The 19556-nt window shown below is 58.1% G+C and carries 22 protein-coding genes; 3 read left to right on the forward strand and 19 right to left on the reverse strand.

Annotation, left to right across the window (positions count from 1 at the left end):
- Nucleotides 1–6 precede the first annotated feature (6 nt).
- The 19 genes from ABJD00_RS07990 to ABJD00_RS08080 all read right to left on the reverse strand — a co-directional run bounded on the left by ABJD00_RS07990 (nt 7) and on the right by ABJD00_RS08080 (nt 15557).
- Nucleotides 7–270: a hypothetical protein gene (locus ABJD00_RS07990; protein WP_413829484.1), complete on the reverse strand. Its 264-nt coding sequence runs from the start codon at nt 268–270 to the stop codon at nt 7–9.
- Between the two features lie 19 nt (nt 271–289).
- A complete protein-coding gene (locus ABJD00_RS07995) occupies nt 290–556 on the reverse strand; it encodes a hypothetical protein (protein WP_413829486.1) in 267 nt (88 codons plus the stop codon).
- Entirely contained in the window at nt 556–1767 is a 1212-nt protein-coding gene (locus ABJD00_RS08000; protein ID WP_413829657.1) for an NADH-quinone oxidoreductase subunit D, read from the reverse strand. The genes ABJD00_RS07995 and ABJD00_RS08000 overlap by 1 nt, the downstream gene beginning before the upstream one ends.
- A gap of 7 nt (nt 1768–1774) precedes the next feature.
- Entirely contained in the window at nt 1775–2158 is a 384-nt protein-coding gene (locus tag ABJD00_RS08005) for a nuclear transport factor 2 family protein (protein WP_413829488.1), read from the reverse strand.
- Nucleotides 2158–2331 (reverse strand): hypothetical protein, encoded by a 174-nt coding sequence (locus tag ABJD00_RS08010; RefSeq protein WP_199913670.1) that lies wholly within the window; start codon nt 2329–2331, stop codon nt 2158–2160. The genes ABJD00_RS08005 and ABJD00_RS08010 overlap by 1 nt, the downstream gene beginning before the upstream one ends.
- Before the next feature lies 1 nt (nt 2332).
- On the reverse strand, nt 2333–2941 hold the full coding sequence (locus tag ABJD00_RS08015) for an NADH-quinone oxidoreductase subunit C (protein ID WP_413829490.1): 609 nt from the start codon (nt 2939–2941) through the stop codon (nt 2333–2335).
- Between the two features lie 54 nt (nt 2942–2995).
- Complete coding sequence (locus tag ABJD00_RS08020) at nt 2996–3529, reverse strand: NuoB/complex I 20 kDa subunit family protein (RefSeq protein ID WP_108837586.1); 534 nt, start codon at nt 3527–3529, stop codon at nt 2996–2998.
- Nucleotides 3530–3930: 401 nt separating this feature from the next.
- Nucleotides 3931–4296 carry an NADH-quinone oxidoreductase subunit A gene (locus tag ABJD00_RS08025; RefSeq protein ID WP_108837585.1) on the reverse strand — a complete coding sequence of 122 codons (366 nt, stop codon included), beginning with the start codon at nt 4294–4296 and terminating at the stop codon, nt 3931–3933.
- 146 nt (nt 4297–4442) lie between these two features.
- Nucleotides 4443–5267 (reverse strand): GAF domain-containing protein, encoded by an 825-nt coding sequence (locus ABJD00_RS08030; RefSeq protein WP_413849693.1) that lies wholly within the window; start codon nt 5265–5267, stop codon nt 4443–4445.
- Between the two features lie 196 nt (nt 5268–5463).
- Nucleotides 5464–6252, reverse strand: a complete 789-nt coding sequence (locus ABJD00_RS08035; protein ID WP_413829494.1) for a crotonase/enoyl-CoA hydratase family protein — start codon at nt 6250–6252, stop codon at nt 5464–5466.
- Nucleotide 6253: 1 nt separating this feature from the next.
- Nucleotides 6254–7105 (reverse strand): hydroxymethylglutaryl-CoA lyase, encoded by an 852-nt coding sequence (locus ABJD00_RS08040; protein WP_413829496.1) that lies wholly within the window; start codon nt 7103–7105, stop codon nt 6254–6256.
- Nucleotides 7106–7771: a glutathione S-transferase family protein gene (locus tag ABJD00_RS08045; RefSeq protein WP_413829498.1), complete on the reverse strand. Its 666-nt coding sequence runs from the start codon at nt 7769–7771 to the stop codon at nt 7106–7108.
- Nucleotides 7768–9705 (reverse strand): acetyl/propionyl/methylcrotonyl-CoA carboxylase subunit alpha, encoded by a 1938-nt coding sequence (locus tag ABJD00_RS08050; RefSeq protein WP_413829500.1) that lies wholly within the window; start codon nt 9703–9705, stop codon nt 7768–7770. Before ABJD00_RS08050 ends, ABJD00_RS08045 begins: the two co-directional genes overlap by 4 nt.
- Nucleotides 9706–9756: 51 nt before the next feature.
- Nucleotides 9757–11361, reverse strand: coding sequence for a carboxyl transferase domain-containing protein (locus tag ABJD00_RS08055; RefSeq protein WP_413829502.1), 1605 nt, complete (start codon nt 11359–11361; stop codon nt 9757–9759).
- 145 nt (nt 11362–11506) lie between these two features.
- A complete protein-coding gene (locus ABJD00_RS08060) occupies nt 11507–11779 on the reverse strand; it encodes a hypothetical protein (RefSeq protein WP_413829504.1) in 273 nt (90 codons plus the stop codon).
- Nucleotides 11779–12942 carry an isovaleryl-CoA dehydrogenase gene (locus tag ABJD00_RS08065; RefSeq protein ID WP_413829506.1) on the reverse strand — a complete coding sequence of 388 codons (1164 nt, stop codon included), beginning with the start codon at nt 12940–12942 and terminating at the stop codon, nt 11779–11781. Before ABJD00_RS08065 ends, ABJD00_RS08060 begins: the two co-directional genes overlap by 1 nt.
- Before the next feature lie 208 nt (nt 12943–13150).
- A complete protein-coding gene (locus ABJD00_RS08070; RefSeq protein WP_413829508.1) occupies nt 13151–13528 on the reverse strand; it encodes a SnoaL-like domain-containing protein in 378 nt (125 codons plus the stop codon).
- Between the two features lie 87 nt (nt 13529–13615).
- Nucleotides 13616–14812, reverse strand: coding sequence for a DegT/DnrJ/EryC1/StrS family aminotransferase (locus ABJD00_RS08075; protein WP_413829659.1), 1197 nt, complete (start codon nt 14810–14812; stop codon nt 13616–13618).
- Between the two features lie 82 nt (nt 14813–14894).
- Nucleotides 14895–15557: an HAD-IA family hydrolase gene (locus tag ABJD00_RS08080; protein WP_413829510.1), complete on the reverse strand. Its 663-nt coding sequence runs from the start codon at nt 15555–15557 to the stop codon at nt 14895–14897.
- 143 nt (nt 15558–15700) lie between these two features.
- On the opposite strand from ABJD00_RS08080, the gene glmU reads away from it, so the two are divergent.
- Genes glmU through ABJD00_RS08095 form a run of 3 tightly spaced genes read left to right on the forward strand, consistent with a single transcriptional unit; the run spans nt 15701 to nt 19552 of the window.
- A complete protein-coding gene (gene glmU, locus ABJD00_RS08085; RefSeq protein WP_413829512.1) occupies nt 15701–17056 on the forward strand; it encodes a bifunctional UDP-N-acetylglucosamine diphosphorylase/glucosamine-1-phosphate N-acetyltransferase GlmU in 1356 nt (451 codons plus the stop codon).
- A gap of 1 nt (nt 17057) precedes the next feature.
- Entirely contained in the window at nt 17058–18878 is a 1821-nt protein-coding gene (gene glmS, locus ABJD00_RS08090; RefSeq protein ID WP_413829514.1) for a glutamine--fructose-6-phosphate transaminase (isomerizing), read from the forward strand.
- Nucleotides 18875–19552, forward strand: a complete 678-nt coding sequence (locus ABJD00_RS08095; RefSeq protein WP_413829516.1) for a DNA alkylation repair protein — start codon at nt 18875–18877, stop codon at nt 19550–19552. Before glmS ends, ABJD00_RS08095 begins: the two co-directional genes overlap by 4 nt.
- Nucleotides 19553–19556 lie beyond the last annotated feature (4 nt).

Below are 19556 nucleotides of genomic sequence, written 5' to 3' on the forward strand. Positions count from 1 at the left end.
GTCGCACTATGACTTGCACGCAGGGGGCAAGAGCAAAAGCGTTTCTTCATCAGCGGCGAAGGCAGCAATGCCCTCCGCCATCATTTCGCGGGACAACCGGATCGCCGTAGGCTGGTCGATACCGAGTTGTGGCATTTGCACATTGGCTTGCGCCGTCGTCATCATGCAGCCGTTGGCCTGCATCGCTTCGATCAAAGCGTCCTTTTGGGCATCGGCATGTGCAGCGGAGCAGATGCAGAAAAACCCTACGGTCAAGGCCATTCGTTTCATGACGAAACTCCATCAACCATCAGATCGCGTCCCTCAACTGCAAGAATTGTTCAACCATCCCCAGAAACTGGCTGATGAAAAGAGGCAACTCATTCTCGACAAACGCAAATAACAGCGACCGCACACGGACAAACAGTATCGCAACATAGCCCGTCATCAGCACGCCCAATCCCAGCACACCAACCAGCGCGCCGAGAAGGGAAGAGTTAGACCGCGCACCAGTCCAAGCGGCCAGCCAAAAGGCCAGCACAAAGGGCACGCAAAAGCCGAGGCCGATCCAAGCCATCACCGGTCGATCTCTCCGAATACGACGTCCATCGTGCCGATAATCGCAGCAACGTCAGCCAGTTGGTGCCCTTTGGACACATAATCCATAGCCTGCAGGTGCAAGTAACCCGGTGCGCGCAGTTTTGCGCGATAGGGTTTGTTAGAGCCATCAGCCACCAGATACACGCCAAACTCGCCCTTGGGCGCTTCAACCGCGCAGTACACTTCACCCGCAGGTACGTGGAAGCCTTCGGTATAAAGCTTGAAGTGATGGATCAGCGATTCCATCGACGTCTTCATGTCTGTGCGCGACGGCGGTGTTATCTTGCCTCGCGCCAACACATCGCCGGTCGCTTCACGCAGCTTGCCGATGCACTGCTTCATGATCGACACCGATTGGCGCATCTCCTCCATCCGTACCAGATAGCGATCATAGCAGTCGCCGTTCTTGCCCACAGGGATCTGGAACTCAAACTCGTCGTAGCACTCATAAGGCTGGCTGCGGCGCAGATCCCATGCAAGGCCACTGCCCCGCACCATCACGCCGGAGAAACCATAAAGTTGAATGTCATCTTCCGTCACAACGCCGATGTCGGCGTTGCGCTGTTTGAAGATGCGGTTTTCGGTCAGCAGCCCATCGATATCGTCGAGCAGCGCCGGGAACTCGTGACACCACTGTTCAATATCGTCGATCAGATCATCGGGCAGGTCCAGATGGACCCCGCCGGGGCGGAAATAGGCCGCGTGCAGGCGCGCGCCACAGGCACGCTCGTAAAACACCATCAGCTTTTCACGCTCTTCAAAACCCCAAAGCGGCGGCGTCAGTGCGCCCACGTCCATGGCCTGAGTCGTGACGTTCAACAGGTGAGACAAGATGCGCCCGATTTCGGAATAGAGGACCCGGATCAGCGAGGCACGGCGGGGCACTTCGACCCCGGTCAACTTTTCAATGGCCAAGCACCATGCGTGCTCCTGGTTCATTGGCGCTACATAGTCGAGACGGTCAAAGTACGGCAGATTTTGCAGGTAGGTCCGGCTTTCCATCAGCTTTTCAGTGCCGCGGTGCAGCAGGCCAATGTGCGGGTCGCAGCGTTCAACCACTTCGCCGTCCAGCTCAAGAACCAGACGCAAAACACCATGCGCCGCAGGGTGTTGCGGGCCGAAGTTGATGTTGAAGTTACGGATTTTTTGTTCGCCTGTGAGGGCGTCGTCGAATTTGGAGCCGTCCATCATGGCTTTACTCCTCGCTAAGGCGCGCGCTTACGCGGAACACCTTGGTCAACAGTTTCCAAGAGCCGTTCACTCGAACAAAGCCCAAATGATCTTCATAACGCAACGGAGGCACATCCACAGTCAGGTGGACCCGCGCAATCTCATCGCCCGCACTGTCCATACCGAGCAGATCATAGGCGGCAGGCGCCGGGAAAGGTTCGCGGCCGCGCACACGTTCAAGGTAAGATGCCTTGTCCCAAAAGGTTGCGGCCCCGTCTTCGATCAACGTCATCTGAAATTTTTCATGGCACAGGTCCTCAAACACATCCGCTTTCGCAAAGTACACCGCATCGCAATAGGCGAGAGCGGCGGCATGTAGATCGCTGTTTGCATCCATTTGTCCGTCCATCACCGCTTCTCCAGTTCTTGCAACTTGAGCGCCATAAACCAAAGGAGCGCGATCGTTCCGATTGGGATTACGCAGACAAACGCCCAATAGGCGTTGATGCCGAAATGAGGCAACAGCTTGAACATCGGGATGATGGTCAGCGCGGCGATGACAAGCCAAACAATCATCTCCACATCACGCCCCCTCTTGCTCTTTCTCGTCGCCGGGCAGGATGTATTCGGCACCTTCCCATGGGCTCATAAAATCAAACTGACGATATTCCTGAACAAGGCTGACGGGCTCGTACACAACACGCTTTTCCATGTCGTCATAGCGCACCTCGGTATACCCGGTCGTCGGGAAATCCTTGCGCAGTGGATAGCCGCGGAAGCCATAATCAGTGAGGATGCGGCGCAGGTCAGGATGGCCTGAAAACAGGATGCCGAACATGTCGAACACTTCGCGCTCGAACCAGTTGGCCGACGGGTGCACTTCGGTGACCGAAGGCACCATCTGATCCTCGCGGATCGACACGCGCAAACGGATGCGCTGGTTCTGGTACATGCTCAGGAAATGATAGACGACGTCGAACCGTTTGGCCCGGCCGGGGTAGTCCACCGCCGTAATGTCCACTAGGCTTGAGAACTTGCAGGTCGAGTCCGCCTTCAGAAACTCCACAAAGCCGACGATGTTCGACGGAGTCACATCCACGTTCAACTCGTCATGGGTGACATCCCAGGCCAGCACGCAATCGGTGCGCTTGGCCTCAAGGTAGGCGCCAAGTTCGTTCAGGGCTTCGGTCATCATAGGCTCCTAGCCGGAGGTGGTCTGCGCGACAATGCACGCGGTATCAAAAGGTTAGCGGACGATCGTTCCTGTCCGGCGCATCTTGCGCTGCAATTGCATGATGCCATACAGCAGCGCTTCGGCCGTGGGCGGACAGCCCGGGACGTACACATCCACAGGCACGATCCGGTCACAGCCACGCACCACGGAATAGCTGTAGTGGTAATACCCGCCGCCATTGGCGCAGGACCCCATCGAGATCACATAACGCGGCTCTGGCATCTGGTCGTAAACCTTGCGCAAAGCTGGGGCCATTTTGTTGGTCAGGGTGCCAGCTACGATCATCAGGTCGGATTGGCGGGGCGAGGCGCGCGGCGCTGTGCCGAAACGTTCAAGGTCATAGCGCGGCATCGAGGTGTGCATCATTTCAACCGCACAGCAGGCCAAGCCGAACGTCATCCAGTGAAGCGACCCTGTGCGCGCCCAGTTGATCAGGTCATCGGTCGAGGTCAACAAGAACCCCTTGTCTTGCAAGGCTTCGTTCAGGTTTTGCGCGGCCACGTCGCGGTCCATACCCGCGGCGTTCGGCGAAGTGGCAATCGACATAAGTGCTCTGGCTCCTGCGCTCGAACGGGGTCGCAAACCCCGCATCGTCATACCGTTCCCGTCTAACCTAGCACCCCAAGGCGGTCAACGCGACATGCGCATGGAAGGGCGGCTTGTCGCATCCTCTTTTGCGCAAAGTTACCTTTCACATCAATCACTGAAATTGAATTCGCATTTGGCCCAGAATGGTCGTCGAAAAATCGCAAGAGGCGGCCCCCTGTACGGAGCACTTCTTTGACTGCACTTCTAACTACAGGATTGCCGAATTTACCGAATGGCTGGGGAACTGAGATTCAGGCTCAAGACGGCGTAACTGAGCTACCAGAGCGGAAGCTATAATCTAGCCAACTACGATGCGTTTACAGACAATTTTGCGGAATGTTGACGAAACGAGGTCGAACTCATTGCCATTCGAGCGCGCCCTTTTTCCACTCATAAGCAAAGCCAATAGTGAGAACGCCAAGGAAGACCATCATCGACCAGAAACCCACCATGCTCACGTCCTTGAAGGCCACGGCCCACGGGAAAAGAAAGGCGATCTCGAGGTCAAAGATGATGAATAGGATCGAAACCAGGTAGAAACGAACGTCAAATTTCATCCGTGCATCGTCGAACGCATTGAACCCGCATTCATAAGCTGAAACTTTCTCGGGATCAGGATTTCGCACCGCGATCACAACAGCAGACAGCATCAAAACAAGGCCAAGTCCAATGGCCACGGCCAGAAACACCAGAATGGGAAGATATTCCCGCAACATGCCGTCCACAGTCTCGCTCCTTTGGTCTGCCGCCCGGTGCCGATCCAATCAGCGCGGTGGATGAGCCCTGTCTACGCGCGCACTTTCAAAGCGTCAATAAAGGCAAATGATCTATCCTGCCCGCGAGCCGCGTAATTTTGATGCAGGTGGGTATTTCAGTTGGAGTCGAGTTCAGAATCTGTGCGTGCCCACTGCGCGAGGGTCAACCCGTTCTGAATGGCCGAAACATGCACATTCAATTCCGTTTGCCCTGGCACAGGCAGTGCCACGTCGACTCCGCCATTCTGTGTCACCTCTGGAATCAAGCCACTTGCCACTTTTGACAGGCTCAACACTTCATGCGTGTTCAGACGCAGGTCCGTACGCACCGCAGAATTCGCAAAGACCAGATCGCCCGCTTCATTGTGCACGGTGAGCGGCTTGCCTTCCAACTCGGACAACATGGTCAAGATGGCATCGCTCTCTGCGAGAGCGTCACTCAGCGCCTTCTGTTCATAGCGCAGCAGCTGCCGTTCGATCTTGCTTTCTACCAGGTCACCGACAGCGATCAGGTAATCGACCTCACCGTCCTGCCATAGACGCGCCGACTTCGAAACAGCGCAGACGGCCCCTATGACGCCGTATCCATCCAGCCGCAGAGGCGCGCCAATATAGGCACCAATGCCATGCGCAACGACCGCTGGCATATCACAAATCATCGGATCAATCTGAGCATCCGCAATGCGCAAAGGCCGTCCGACTTGCACTGTTTTCGAACAGATCGTGTCGCGCAGTTGGAAAGAGCGGCCCGTCACCGCCAGATCATCACCGGAGTAACCAAGAGCGACCAAAGCATCGGCATTCACGATGCTGATCAGGCTCATCTCGCAGTTTAGCTTGGCCGTTATCGATTGCGCCAACGCATCAAACTCAGCCATGTTGCTGATATCATTTGAATGATCCGCCTGATCGACGTTTTTGTTTTTTACCTGTGTACGCATCGAAAAACTCACCAACTCCTACTGATTGGCAGAAATAACTGAAAATCCTAAGTTTACAAAACGAATCTACCCCGTGGGCGGGTTTGCGCCAATGCCAAAATCACCTCTCAACTTAAAGTTGACAGACGGCAATGATTGTATTTACGCGCCTCAACCCCACGCTGCAAATCAGGCGGACGCGCACTTGGTTTTGAGTTCACGAGTGCGTCCAAGCGGCTGGGCGCTTGTCGAAAAATGCACTGATTCCCTCGACTGCCTCGTCTGTTTCCCAGCGAGATTTGAGGGCTCGGATCGTTGTTTCAATCGTTTCATCATCAATGCGCGGTCCCAATGCGCGCGCCAGGGCCTTGGCCTCTGCGACTGCCCCCGGTGCGCACGAGAGATAAGGGGCAACTTCGGCTTCGATCGCCGGAGCGAGGTCAGCCGGCGGAACAGAACGGGCCAACAGCCCCAACGACACTGCCTCATCTGCACCAAACAGACGGGCGGACATAAACACGCGGCGTGCACGTCCTTCCCCCATACGCGCCAGCACATAGGGGCCGATTGTGGCCGGGATAATGCCCAGACGAGTTTCGGTCAGACCCATTTTGAGGTGATCGACCCCTATGGCCACATCACACACTGACGCCATCCCGACCCCGCCGCCAAACGCATTGCCCTGCACCGCGCCAATCAGCGGTTTGGGCAGAGTGTTAAGTGCTTGAAGCATGTGGGCGAGTTTGGCAGCCTCGCGCGCTCGGGTTTCTGAATCAGCCCGCATTTGCTCGCGCATCCACTCCAAATCACCGCCAGCGCAAAAGCTCTTGCCCGCCCCCGTCAGTACCACCACACGCACAGCCTCATCAGTGCCAAGATCTGCTGCAGCGTGTGTCAACTCCGCCAGCATCTGCGCGCTCAGCGCATTGTGCTTTTCCGCGCGATTGAGTGTCAGTGTCGCCACGCCACGCGGATCGAGCGAAATCGAAATGGTCTCGTGGCGCATGTCAACTGCGCATGGCTTGGGCGCGCGCCGCACAGGCGCGGACAACGTCCAGATCAAGGCCCGTGTCATAGCCCAGCCGCTCCAGATGCTCGGCCACAGCTTCGGTTGCGACGTTCCCGGCCGCACCCGGCGCATACGGACAGCCACCCAATCCGCCAACGGCGGCGTCAAACACGCGCACCCCAAGGCTCAGCGACGCATCGATGTTATCCATCGCCCGCCCGCCAGTGTCATGATAGTGCCCGGCAAGACGACCCACAGGCACCACATCTCGCACCGCCAGCAGCATCCGCGCGATTGTCTCGGGCGTGCCGTGGCCCAGGGTGTCACCGAGACTAATCTCATAACATCCAAGTGCGAAAAGCCGATCTGCAACACGCGCAACGGCGCTAGGGACGACTGGACCGTCATGCGGACAATCCACCACGCAAGACACATATCCGCGCACAGGCAGATCGATCATCCGCGCGGCTTCGATGACTGGGGCAAACCGTTCAAGGGATTCATCAATCGAAGCGTTGATATTGGCCTTGCTGAACCCTTCACTGGCCGAGCCGAACACCGCGATCTCATCAACCGTGGCCTCAATGGCAGCATCAAACCCTTTCAAGTTGGGTGTCAGCGCCGAATAGCGGACATGGGGCGCGCGCTCTATCCCGGCAAATACCTCTGCTGTGCCGGCCATTTGCGGCACCCACTTGGGGCTGACAAAACTGCCTGCCTCAATCCTGCGAAAACCCGCGCTACTCAAATGGTCGATCAGCGCGACCTTATCGGCAACCGAAATTTCGCCAGCTTCGTTTTGCAGGCCATCACGCGGGCCCACCTCGTAAATTTCAACTGCTTCTGCCACCTAACCCTCCCAAGCCGGATAGAAATCCTTGTCGTAAAGACCACCGCCACTTTCGGGTAAACTGGCCTTGAATGCCGGGCGCTCGGTGATCCGTGCGTACCATTTCGACGTTTCAGGGTGCTGGTCAAGCGCCGCGAAATGGCGCGCCATATAGACGGCCTGACCGACAGAAACGTCCGCCGCGGAAAACCCTGACGTCAGCAAAAAGTCGCGATTCTCCAACGGCGTGGACAACCGAGCCTCAATTGCATCATAACATTTCCTGAGCCGCGCGGCCTCAAGCTTCATCACTGTGGGGCTGCGCATGGTATCCTCATAGAGGACGACATGCTGTTGGGTCAGGGCTGCCGCATGCTGGCTGACCGTTTCAGCAAAGTGTACCCAGACAAGCCAGGCCATACGATCCAGGCTCCTCGCACCACGCCCCATTGCCTCGGGGCTGTAGCGTTCGCAGAGGTATTCCGTAATCGCCCCAGTTTCAAACATCCGCTCGCCGTCGATTTCCAGTGCGGGCACCCGCCCTGCCGGGCTGAGCGACAGGAACTCGGGGCGGCGCAGAGACTTGTCAAACGGGTGCACGACCAAGCGAAAGGGAATGTCCAATTCATGCAGTAGCCAGAGCGTGCGCATCGAGCGGGTCTGGGGGCAATGATGCAGGGTAATCACGTATCAGCATCCTCAAGCCGGACGAGCGCTGCCCCTGCGCTGACCTGTTCGCCTTGTGACACCAACATTTCGGCCACGGTGCCGTCGCGCATGGCTAATAGAACATGTTCCATCTTCATGGCTTCCAGCATGGCCAATCTGTCGCCCTTTGCAACCTTTGCGCCGGGGGTGGCGAACACGGCTTTGACAAGACCCGGCATCGGGGCTTCTATCAGGTTGCCGTCGCCCATGGCACCCGCCGTGACATCGAGCAGGTCAATGGCGCGATATGCGATCCCGTAGTGACCAAAAACAGTGATGATCTCGTTTGAAATGCTACATCTGGGCGCAGGCGATCCGTCAATAATCCATTCCCCCTGTCGTCGGTTGGCTTGAACGGTGGTTCCGTCCACCGTCCAGACCTGCTTATCCGGTCCCAATACTTCGACATGGATGTTTAACCTGTCTTCCCCCAACGCAAGAGGCACGGCGCGGCGCAAGGGAGCCCAAAGCGAGAACCCGGTCGTAGCACCACCATCTGCAAGACCCGCCAAAGCCATTGCAGCCGCAACAGCGTGGCGCGGTTCAGGAGACGGTGGTAATGTCAGGGTTTCCAGATCGCGCCCGATAAGACCCGTGTCGACCTCTCCGCGCTGGAACCCGTCATGCCCCGACAGAGCACCCAAAAAGGCGAGGTTTGTCACTGTTCCCGCCACTTCTGTTCCGGCGAGCGCTTGCGACAGTCGGCTCAAAGCAGTGTCACGGGTCGGTCCGTAGGTGATCACCTTGGCAATCATTGGGTCATAGAAGGGACTGATCGCGTCCCCTGCCCGCACGCCACTGTCCGCGCGAGCCTGCTCCGGAAAGCGCAGGTGCGTGAGAGTGCCGGTCGCAGGTAGGAAGCCTGCCGGCACATCCTCAGCATAAAGACGCGCCTCAAAAGCGTGGCCAGTGATCGACAGCTCGTCTTGGGTCATGGGCAACGGTGCGCCTGCAGCGACCCGCAATTGCCATTCGACCAAATCCACGCCGGTGATCGCCTCGGTTACCGGGTGTTCGACCTGCAGGCGCGTGTTCATTTCCATGAAGAAAAACCCATCCGGGCGCAGCGGGCCGGAACCATCCACGATGAATTCAACCGTGCCTGCACCTTTGTACCCAATCGCCTCGGCGGCCTTGACTGCCGCATCGCCCATCGCTGTGCGCATTTCGGGCGTCATGCCCGGTGCAGGGGCTTCTTCGATCACTTTTTGATGGCGGCGCTGAAGGGAGCAGTCTCTCTCAAAAAGATGCACGGCGCGGGTCCCATCGCCAAAGATCTGCACTTCGATATGGCGCGGATGAGCAACACATTTTTCGACCAGTACGTCGGGGTTTCCAAAGGCGGTTTGAGCCTCGCTACGGGCACTGGCGAGGGCGTCCGCAAAGTTGTTTTGGTTCTCGACCAGTCGCATGCCCTTACCGCCACCGCCAGCGACGGCCTTGATCAACACCGGGTAGCCCATCTGATCGGCCTCGGATTGGAGCGTCAAGTCCGCCTGATCGCTGCCATGGTAGCCCGGAACAACTGGCACACCCGCCTCAACCATCAACGCCTTGGCCGCGTCCTTGAGACCCATGGCACGGATGGCATCTGCGCTGGGACCGATGAAGGTAAGACCCGCGGCCTCGACAGCCCCAACAAAATCGGGGTTTTCGGAGAGAAAGCCGTAGCCGGGATGGATCGCCTGTGCGCCAGTATCCAGCGCCGCCTGAACAATTACATCGCCACGCAGGTAGCTGTCCGCCGGGGCGCTGCCACCGATATGAACAGCCTTATCTGCCATGGCGACATGTTTGGACGATGCGTCCGCATCCGAGTAGACGGCCACGCATGACACGCCCATGGATTGGGCTGTCTCAATGACGCGGCAGGCGATTTCCCCGCGATTGGCGATTAGGATTTTGTCGAACATGAACGCTCTCCTAAGCTTTGCAAATCCGTACGGTTTCCTTTGCAAAGTTGATCACATGCGGAACAGGCCAAAGCGCGTCTCCTCTATCGGGGCGTTGAGTGCGGCGCGTAAGGACAAGTGCAAAACATCTCGGGCTTTGCGGGGATCGATTACTCCGTCGTCCCACAGTCGGGCAGAGGCATAAAGCGGATGAGATTGTTCTTCGAACATGTCGATGGTCGGTTGTTTGAAGGCCGCTTCTTCCTCGGACGACCATGTCCCGCCTTTGCGCTCAATTGCGTCGCGTTTGACCGTGGCCAGCACCCCGGCAGCCTGCGCGCCGCCCATGACGGAGATGCGGGAGTTGGGCCAAGACCAAAGGAAACGCGGGGAATAGGCCCGCCCTGCCATACCGTAGTTGCCTGCGCCGAATGACCCGCCCACAAGCATTGTGATCTTTGGGACAGAAGTTGTAGCGACGGCCGTGACCATCTTGGCCCCATGCCGCGCGATCCCTCCGTTTTCGTATTTTTGACCGACCATAAACCCAGTGATATTTTGAAGGAAAACCAATGGGATACGACGCTGACTGCAGAGCTCGACAAAATGCGCACCCTTCTGGGCGCTTTCAGAAAACAGCACGCCGTTGTTCGCGATGATGCCGACCGGGCAGCCCTTGATGTGAGCAAAACCACAAACGAGTGTTTCCCCAAATCGTGCCTTGAACGCATCAAAGCGCGAACCGTCCACAATCCGTGCGATCACCTCATGGATGTCATAGGGCGTGCGCAGATCGCCCGGGACGACACCAAGGATTTCATCGGGGTCGTAAGCGGGCTCTTCGGGGCTTTGCAAAGTGACGTTGTTCGCTTTGCAAAGGTTAAGGTTTGCGACACTTCTACGCGCCAGCGCCAAGGCATGAGCGTCATCTTCGGCCAGATAATCGGCGACACCCGACAGGCGTGTATGCACATCGCCGCCGCCAAGGTCTTCGGCGCTGACGACCTCGCCCGTCGCTGCTTTGACAAGCGGAGGACCGGCCAGGAATATCGTGCCCTGGTCGCGCACAATGATGGTGACGTCTGACATGGCCGGGACATAGGCCCCGCCTGCTGTGCAGGAGCCCATAACGACGGCGATCTGCGCGATACCCTTGGCCGACATCTGCGCCTGATTGTAAAAAATACGACCAAAGTGATCGCGGTCTGGGAACACCTCGTCCTGATTGGGAAGGTTCGCCCCCCCGCTGTCGACCAGATAGATGCACGGCAAGTGGTTCTGCTCGGCGATCTCTTGTGCGCGCAGGTGCTTTTTGACGGTCATCGGATAGTAGGTGCCGCCCTTGACCGTTGCGTCGTTGCAAATGACCATAACGTCGTGACCCATCACCTGACCGACCCCCGCGATCACTCCGGCACAGGGTGCGGCCCCATCATATAGCCCGTGCGCTGCCGTCGCGCCGACCTCAAGAAAGGGCGAGCCGGGGTCGAGCAGGTTGGCGACACGGTCACGTGGCAACATCTTGCCTCGCGAAAGGTGGCGCTCTCGAGAGGCTTCTCCCCCGCCCGCAGCGGCGGTTTGCGCAGCGCTTTGCACCACATCAAGCGCCTCGAGATGAATGGCCCGATTGTCTTTAAAGGTTTGCGACGAAGGCAGAGCTTGTGAAGTGAGTTTCATAGAGAGGCCTTTGTTGTTGCAACTGTGCGCTCAGTACTTGCGGGCATTGCGTGCGGACGAGGCAGCGCGCCTGATTGCAAAAGCGCACCTGATGGATTGATCCATCGCCGTGCGTGTGCCGGATCGTACATGCTGGCACCCGTCGTCACAGCTCGTCTTCCGGGGCATTCGTAATGTTGCCAAACCGATCCACCAGATACGTGACCTCTCCGCATTTGACCTGAAACACCGACGCGCCTGAACCCGCCCAGCCAAGGCACGCGGAGGTATCGCCCCCGTGTTCGGCCACGTGCTGTGTGGCAACTGCGTTGATGATCCCGGTCGCATCCAGCGTGACTTGCCGCTGGCCCAGCCAGAACCCGGCAAGCCCGGCCAGCACCACCAGCACAGACGTCGTGATGAGAACGGTGCGAGGCATCAGCCCATCGCCGTGACCAGTTCGCGGCCAACAAGCATGCGCCGGATTTCAGAGGTGCCCGCTCCAATCTCCATCAGTTTGGCGTCACGGAAGATGCGCGCGACCGCCGCGTCGTTCAGGAACCCGGCGCCGCCCATAGCTTGCACTGCCTGATGGGCCTGCTTCATCGCTTCTTCGGAAGCATAAAGGCAACAGGCCGCTGCATCCTGTCGGGTCACTGTCCCCCGGTCGCATGCCTTGGCCACTTCGTAAACGTAGGCCCTCGCAGAATTCATTGCGGTATACATATCCGCGATCTTGCCCTGCATCAGCTGGAAGGATCCAATGGGTTGGCCGAACTGCTTACGTTCAGCCATGTAGGGCATGATTTCGTCCATGCAGGCCGCCATGATCCCAAGGCCAATGCCCGCCAAAACGACTCGTTCGTAATCAAGGCCGGACATCAATACGGCCACACCGCGCCCCTCTTCACCCAGTACGTTGTCGAAGGGCACCTCGACATCTTCGAAGATCAGCTCGGCGGTGTTCGAGCCGCGCATGCCCAGCTTGTCGAAGTGCGGCGAGGTGGAGAATCCTGTCATCGACTTTTCGATGAGGAAGGCGGTGATACCTTTAGGGCCTGCGTCTGGGTCTGTTTTTGCATAGACCACCAGCGTGTCAGCGTCAGGCCCATTGGTGATCCAGTATTTGGTGCCGTTCAGGATGTAGCGGTCATTGCGTTTTTCAGCCGCCAGCTTCATCGACACGACATCGGATCCAGCACTCGCTTCGGACATGGCAAGCGCGCCGACATGCTGGCCGCTGATCAGTCCGGGCAGGTATTTGGCTTTTTGCTCAGGTGTGCCGTTCAATTTGATCTGATTCACACAGAGGTTGGAGTGTGCGCCATAGCTCAGCGAGACCGAAGCGCTCGCCCGCGCAACCTCTTCAATCGCAACCGTATGGGCGAGATAGGACATGTTCGCGCCGCCGTATTCCTCATCCACTGTAATGCCGAGCAGGCCAAGTTCGCCCATCTCGGCCCAGAGTTCTGGAGGGAAGGTGTTGGTTTGATCGATCTCAGCCGCCAACGGCTTGACCCGGTCTTGAGCCCAACGGTGCACCATGTCGCGCAAGGCATTCACGTCCTCACCGAGATCAAAGGTCATAGAATGGGTAAACATTTCGAGCTTTCCCCGCAATTATTGAACACTTGTTCATTAATAGAGCGCATGATGTTGTCTGTCCAGCATTCAAATTTGGCCATGTCCGCAAACGCGTGGCGCAACTGCAATTCACCGATCCGGGTTGCAAACTGGTCAATGTACGCGCCAAGCAAAGTCTGGCGTATACGCCGCCCCCGGACTGTGCGCGGCAGATTGGTTTGAAGGTCTACTTGGGCAACAGAAAGAACTCTTCGCGAACAATCCTATCGCCCTCGACCGTGTAAATTGCGATCTCGCGCAGGGTCATTTTTCGACCTGTTTCTTTGTGTGTCACTTCGGCTTTGAAGCGGACTGCAAACCGGCTGGGTGGCTGAACGTAAGGCCCGTCCGCTTCTAGTGTGTGAATGTCGTGAGATGCAGCCCAATCTTCCCGCTTTGCTTTGATCGCAAGTCGGCCCTTGGCGATGCGCACGTCGCGCCCGGGCGGAACAACCGCTTCAATCGATTGGGCGTCTTCTGCGTAGATGGCATCCACATGTTCTATGCCACGACGTTCGCGCATTGCCTCTACGAACTCTCGCCCAAGTTTGACCAGATCTTCCATAGCACCCCTCCTTATTCTGCGGAGTAGGATAGCACAGGTTGCTGGTGCGACGTTTGACGAGGATCAACTTGAGCTCAGTGGTGTGGCCTAATCCGATGCCTGATACACCGCACTGACTTCCGCTCGAATGATCCGCGCGATCAGGGCGCAATCATCGAGGCTGAAAGTCAGCGGCACCCGCATATCTACAACCCCGGCCAGCACACGATCGCTGTCCGCCATAGGTGCTGACGGCGCATATTTCCAACTGTCATACTTACTGGTGAAGGCGACCGGCTCAGGGGCACCAAACCACTTGAGTTCGACCCCACGTGCCCCGCATCGCGCCACCACGTCCCGCACAGCGGCAGCAGCCCAGTCGAGCAGCAGGAACTGAATGGAGGAGCCAACGATTGTCTCTTGGTTAGGTCGCTCAATGACCGTCAGGCCGGGTGTATCGCGCAAACCGGCTTCGAGCGCATAGTACCGGTCGTTCCAGCGCGCGCATTGCGTGGCAAGATCAGCCACTTGTGGGCGCAGGATAGCAGCGCGCAGGTTGTCCATGCGGCCCGAGATGTTTGGGGTCGTGTATTTGATGTCTTTAAACGCCTCTTTAGGTGGCGCTGCACTGTGCCGTTCATAAAGCATATAGCTGCCGGACAGCATGACCGCTTTGGCGGCGACATAGGGATCATCGGTAACGAGGAATCCGCCCTCGCCCGAGTTCACATGTTTATAGGTCTGGCAGGAATAGCAGCCCACGGTACCGTGCCGACCCGACGGCACGCCATTCCACGCAGCCCCCATCGTGTGCGCGCAATCCTCAATCACAGCGACGCCGGCGGCGTCACACATGGCCATCAGACGATCCATGTCACAGATATGACCGCGCATGTGGCTCAACAGCAGGACGCCGGCCTGATCCAGTTTGGCCTCCAGATCATCAAGGTCGATTGTGAGGCTTTCAGTCACACCGACGAACACAGGGGTTGCGCCGATAGAGGCAATGGCACCAGGCACGGGCGCGAGGGTGAATGCGTTTGAAAGAACCTTGTCTCCGGCTTCAACTCCGACGGCACGCAGGGCCGTCGCCATTGCATACCCACCCGAAGCTACGGCAAGACAATAGGGCGCGCCGACCACGTCCGCGAACTCCTGTTCCAACAGTGCGGTTTCGCACACTTCATCCGGAATTGTGTTGTATCGGTGAAGCCGTCCGTGTCGCAGCACGGCAAGCGCTGCCTCGATCCCCGCTTCGGGGATTGGTTCTTGCTGGGTGAAACTGCCAGTGAATTGCTCTGTCATGATCTCGTTTTGATAGTAGACGCGCCAACCGTCAATGCGGTGCATTGCCATTTCAAAATATCAAAGGTCGGATGCAGAGTTTCTAGCGCGCCAACAGAGCGGCAGCTACTGATGGTAAGGCGGCATAATCGTCCAGCAGCGCTTCGGGTTCTAGCGCGGCCATATCCTCACCCGAGGGTCCGAATGTAACCAGCACAGAAGGCACCCCGGCAGCACGAGCAGTATTGCGATCCGTGTCACTGTCGCCAACCAGAAGACAGGCGTTTGGATCAACGCCCAAACGGCGGGTCGCTTCAAAAAGGGGCTCCGGATCCGGTTTGCGCACAGGCAGAGTGTCGGCACCAACAAGACTGCCAAAGACGTCGCGCACGCCCAGATCGCGCATCAGCTGTTCGGCCAAGCCTTCGGGTTTGTTGGTGCAGATGCCAATGGCGTGGCCGTGGGATTTCAGAACCTCGATGGCGTCCATCGCGCCGGGATACAGGCGGGTGTGTGTGCTGATCGCAGCACCGTAGGCCTCAAGCAATACGGGGTAGTATCGATCGATGGTCGCGTCGTCCAACTGGTCCACGCGGGCCAGCCCCGCGCGCAGCATCGCGCGCCCGCCGCGCAAGGCAACGCCCGCATCCCCTGCCCCCAGCACATCCCCGTATCCCATGTCGGCAAAGCAGACGTTGGCCGCCGCCAAAAGGTCCCCACTGGTGTCCGCCAGCGTTCCGTCCAGATCGAAAATCACCGCTGTCATGCATGCTCTCCCTTGCCCCGCGCCGCGTCCGAGTTGTTGCAAGCCGCAATCTTGTTTGATGGCTGGCCCGCTTGCGCGCATCGCTATAGGCGATAAACAGGGCGCAACAAAAAGACAAAGAGAATTGGGCTAAGAGGCAATTCATGAGCGCTGCATTAATCATTCTTGCCGCAGGCAAAGGCACCCGGATGAATTCGGACCTGCCCAAAGTGCTGCATCCCATTGGCGGTGCCCCCATGCTGCACCACGCGATGCGTGCTGGTGCGGCGCTAGATCCGGAACAAGTGATCGTTGTGGCCGGGCACGGAGCGGACCAAGTGCGCGCGGCGGCCCTCGCCTATGACGAGAACGCCGAAGTTGTTCTGCAAGAAGAGCAATTGGGAACAGGTCATGCTGTGGATCAGGCGCGCGAGGTGCTGAAAGACTTCGAAGGCGACATTGTCGTGCTGTTTGGTGACACGCCGTTTTTGCGCCCTGAAACGCTGGAGCGCATGATTGCGACCCGCCAAACCCACGATGTGGTGGTGCTGGGGTTCGACATTGCCGAACTTCAGCCGCGCTATGGCCGTTTGGTGATGGACGGCGACCGCTTGGTTAAAATTGTCGAGTACAAGGATGCCAGCGAGGACGAACAGACTATTCGTTTTACCAACAGTGGCTTGCTGGCTTGCGACGCAAAGACATTGTTTGAAATGCTGAGTGAGACGAACAATGACAACGCATCAGGTGAGTACTACCTGACCGAAGTCGCAGAACTGGCCAACCGACGGGGTCTGTCGGTGACGGCTATCGCCTGTGACGAAGCCGAGACATTAGGCGTGGATTCGCGTACCGATCTGGCAGCAGCGGATGCATTGTTTCAGACGAAGGCACGCGCCGAATTGCTGGGCGACGGCGTGACTTTGGTCGCGCCCGACACGGTCTATCTTTCCCTTGATACGGTGATCGGACGGGATGCCGTGATCGAACCAAATGTCGTGTTCGGGCCCGGCGTGAGCGTCGAATCCGGTGCCACCATCCGCGCATTTTCCCACCTTGAAGGGTGCCATGTCGCGCGTGGTGCTATTGTTGGTCCTTACGCCCGCCTGCGTCCGGGTGCAGAACTGGCCGAAGATGTGCGCATCGGCAACTTTGTCGAGGTCAAGAATGCGACGCTGGCAGAGGGATCCAAGGTCAACCATCTCAGCTACATTGGCGATGCGTCCATTGGTGCGGCCAGCAATATCGGCGCAGGCACAATCACCTGTAATTACGATGGCGTGATGAAGCATTTCACCGATATCGGCGAACGAGTCTTTATCGGGTCCAACACCATGCTCGTTGCACCGGTGTCCATCGGGAACGAGGCGATGACAGGGTCTGGTTCGGTCATTACATCAGACGTGGAAGCCGGCGCACTTGCGCTGGCACGTGCGCCACAGGTGGAAAAACCAGGCATGGCCCGCAAATTGTTCGAAATGTTAAAGGCCAAGAAGGCCAGAATGCGCAGAGGCAGCTAAAATGTGTGGAATTGTAGGGGTTCTGGGCAGCCATGAAGTCGCGCCTATACTGGTGGAAGCGCTCAAACGGCTGGAATATCGCGGTTACGACAGTGCTGGCATCGCCACTGTGAACAACGGTGTGCTGGACCGGCGACGCGCTGTCGGCAAACTTGTGAATCTCAGCGATCGGCTGGTGCATGAACCGCTGGCTGGAAAGGCTGGGATCGGGCACACCCGCTGGGCCACGCATGGCGCCCCCACAACCAGCAATGCGCACCCGCACAAGTCCGGCCCGGTTGCCGTGGTGCATAATGGCATTATTGAGAATTTCCGCGACCTGCGCGCTGAACTGGACGCGGCTGGCTTGAAATTTCAGACGGAGACAGACACCGAAACCGTCTCCCTGCTGACGCAACACTATATGAACGGCGGGTTAGGCCCGGTGGATGCGGCCTTTGCCACGCTCGACCGACTTGAAGGCGCTTTTGCGCTGGCGTTTCTGTTTCAAGGTGAGGGTGATCTGATTGTAGCAGCGCGCAAGGGTTCTCCGTTGGCCATCGGGCATGGAGATGGCGAGATGTTTGTGGGCTCGGACGCCATCGCGCTGGCGCCCATGACCGATCGCATTACCTATCTGGAAGAAGGCGACCGCGCCGTTGTAACCCGCGCCGGAGTAGAAATCCGGGATGCCAACGGCACCTTAGCCAACCGCGCGATGCGCCAGATCCAGATGGATTCCACACGCATCGATAAGGCTGGGCACAAACACTTCATGGCCAAGGAAATCGCCGAACAGCCCGTCGTGTTGGCCAATACGCTGGCAAACTACATCGATGCCGATGGCGAGATCACCCTGCCCGACCCTGGGATCGATTTCACAGCGATCGACCGGCTCACCATGGTCGCGTGCGGCACGGCCTATTATGCCTGCTTGACCGCAAAATACTGGTTCGAACAGATCGCGCGGCTACCGGTCGAAGTCGATGTAGCCTCAGAATTCCGCTATCGCGAACCGCCGATACCGACGCGTACACTGGCATTGTTTGTCAGCCAGTCAGGCGAGACCGCGGATACGCTGGCCGCTTTGCGCTATTGCGAAGGTAAGGCAGACAAGATCGCGTCCGTCATCAACGTCCCCGAAAGCTCGATCGCACGGGAAAGCGATCTGGCATTGCCGATCTTCGCGGGCGTGGAAGTCGGGGTTGCCTCGACCAAGGCGTTCACCTGCCAATTGACCGTTCTCTTGATGCTGGTGCTGAAAGCGGCGCGCGCACGCGGTACGATCACAGATGAACAAATGGCCGATCACATCGCGTCATTGCGCAGTCTGCCCGCGCTTATGAACCATGCCATCGAGCAGAGCAGCGCGATGAAATCCACTGCCCGCAAACTGGCCGAGGCGCGCGACATCCTTTTTCTTGGACGCGGCGTGATGTACCCACTGGCTCTGGAAGGCGCTCTGAAACTAAAAGAAATCAGCTACATACATGCCGAAGCCTATGCATCAGGCGAGTTAAAACACGGCCCCATCGCGCTGATCGACAAATCCGTGCCCGTGGTCGTCATGGCACCTCGTGATACGCTTTTCGACAAGACCGTGTCGAACATGCAGGAAGTCATGGCGCGCAAAGGCAAGGTCGCCTTGATCTCTAATGCTGCAGGTATGAAAGAGGCCGGAGAAGACACGTGGGCGCAGATCACGATGCCCGATTGCCCGGATATAATTGCGCCCATCCTCTATGCGGTGCCTGCGCAATTGCTCGCCTATCACACGGCCGTCGCCAAAGGCACGGACGTCGATCAACCCCGCAACCTTGCCAAGTCTGTGACAGTCGAGTGAGCCCGGAAGACGCGCTGGCCCAGATCGCTACACACGGGGATGAAACTCGGGCAGCAGGTGCCAAGGCATATCACAAATCCAAACGCGTGCATCTGGGCGTGCCCAATCCGGTCCTGAATGACTTGACCCAAGGCTGGCGCAAGGAGCTTGATGTTGCTGCGCGCGTCGCCCTTGCGGACGGGCTTTGGCAAACTGACATTTTCGAGGCCCGACTGGCGGCCGCCAAGCTACTGACTCAAGCTCGTATCCGCCCGGATGATGCCGCATGGGATCTAATTACATCATGGGTGCCGCAATTTGACGGTTGGGCCATCGCAGATCACGCCTGCATGGCGGGGCAACGTCGGGTTACGGCCGACCCGGCCCGCCTTGATCAGGTTGAGGCATGGACAACTTCCGAACACATGTGGACGCGCCGGGCCGCTCTTGTGATCACCCTGCCCTGGACCAAACAAAACTTTCCTAAGCCCGATGAAGTGGCTGCCCGAGAACGGGTATTAGGATGGGCTGCCACTTATGTGCCTGATCAGCAATGGTTTATTCAAAAGGCTGTTGCGTGGTGGGTGCGCGAATTGGGCAAACATGACGCCCCGCGCGCACGCGCGTTTCTCGAGGAACATGGAGGTACCATGAAGCCCTTCGCCGCCAAAGAGGCGGGCAAGTACCTCGCGTGACGCG

Origin of the sequence: Tateyamaria sp., assembly GCF_039945315.1 — a bacterium.
In the GTDB taxonomy this organism is placed as follows: Bacteria; Pseudomonadota; Alphaproteobacteria; order Rhodobacterales; family Rhodobacteraceae; genus Tateyamaria.

What these genes read in the sequence shown, in the direction of transcription:
- ABJD00_RS07995 (WP_413829486.1), bottom strand. Translation starts at nt 556, where the DNA reads ATGGCTTGGATCGGCCTCGGCTTTTGCGTGCCCTTTGTGCTGGCCTTT.
- ABJD00_RS08050 (WP_413829500.1), bottom strand. Translation starts at nt 9,705, where the DNA reads ATGTTCGACAAAATCCTAATCGCCAATCGCGGGGAAATCGCCTGCCGC.
- ABJD00_RS08065 (WP_413829506.1), bottom strand. Translation starts at nt 12,942, where the DNA reads ATGTTTACCCATTCTATGACCTTTGATCTCGGTGAGGACGTGAATGCC.
- ABJD00_RS08000 (WP_413829657.1), bottom strand. Translation starts at nt 1,767, where the DNA reads ATGGACGGCTCCAAATTCGACGACGCCCTCACAGGCGAACAAAAAATC.
- ABJD00_RS08060 (WP_413829504.1), bottom strand. Translation starts at nt 11,779, where the DNA reads ATGCCTCGCACCGTTCTCATCACGACGTCTGTGCTGGTGGTGCTGGCC.
- glmS (WP_413829514.1), top strand. Translation starts at nt 17,058, where the DNA reads ATGTGTGGAATTGTAGGGGTTCTGGGCAGCCATGAAGTCGCGCCTATA.
- ABJD00_RS08015 (WP_413829490.1), bottom strand. Translation starts at nt 2,941, where the DNA reads ATGACCGAAGCCCTGAACGAACTTGGCGCCTACCTTGAGGCCAAGCGC.
- ABJD00_RS07990 (WP_413829484.1), bottom strand. Translation starts at nt 270, where the DNA reads ATGAAACGAATGGCCTTGACCGTAGGGTTTTTCTGCATCTGCTCCGCT.
- ABJD00_RS08055 (WP_413829502.1), bottom strand. Translation starts at nt 11,361, where the DNA reads ATGAAACTCACTTCACAAGCTCTGCCTTCGTCGCAAACCTTTAAAGAC.
- glmU (WP_413829512.1), top strand. Translation starts at nt 15,701, where the DNA reads ATGAGCGCTGCATTAATCATTCTTGCCGCAGGCAAAGGCACCCGGATG.
- ABJD00_RS08080 (WP_413829510.1), bottom strand. Translation starts at nt 15,557, where the DNA reads ATGACAGCGGTGATTTTCGATCTGGACGGAACGCTGGCGGACACCAGT.
- ABJD00_RS08070 (WP_413829508.1), bottom strand. Translation starts at nt 13,528, where the DNA reads ATGGAAGATCTGGTCAAACTTGGGCGAGAGTTCGTAGAGGCAATGCGC.
- ABJD00_RS08075 (WP_413829659.1), bottom strand. Translation starts at nt 14,812, where the DNA reads ATGACAGAGCAATTCACTGGCAGTTTCACCCAGCAAGAACCAATCCCC.
- ABJD00_RS08030 (WP_413849693.1), bottom strand. Translation starts at nt 5,267, where the DNA reads ATGCGTACACAGGTAAAAAACAAAAACGTCGATCAGGCGGATCATTCA.
- ABJD00_RS08035 (WP_413829494.1), bottom strand. Translation starts at nt 6,252, where the DNA reads ATGCGCCACGAGACCATTTCGATTTCGCTCGATCCGCGTGGCGTGGCG.
- ABJD00_RS08020 (WP_108837586.1), bottom strand. Translation starts at nt 3,529, where the DNA reads ATGTCGATTGCCACTTCGCCGAACGCCGCGGGTATGGACCGCGACGTG.
- ABJD00_RS08005 (WP_413829488.1), bottom strand. Translation starts at nt 2,158, where the DNA reads ATGGACGGACAAATGGATGCAAACAGCGATCTACATGCCGCCGCTCTC.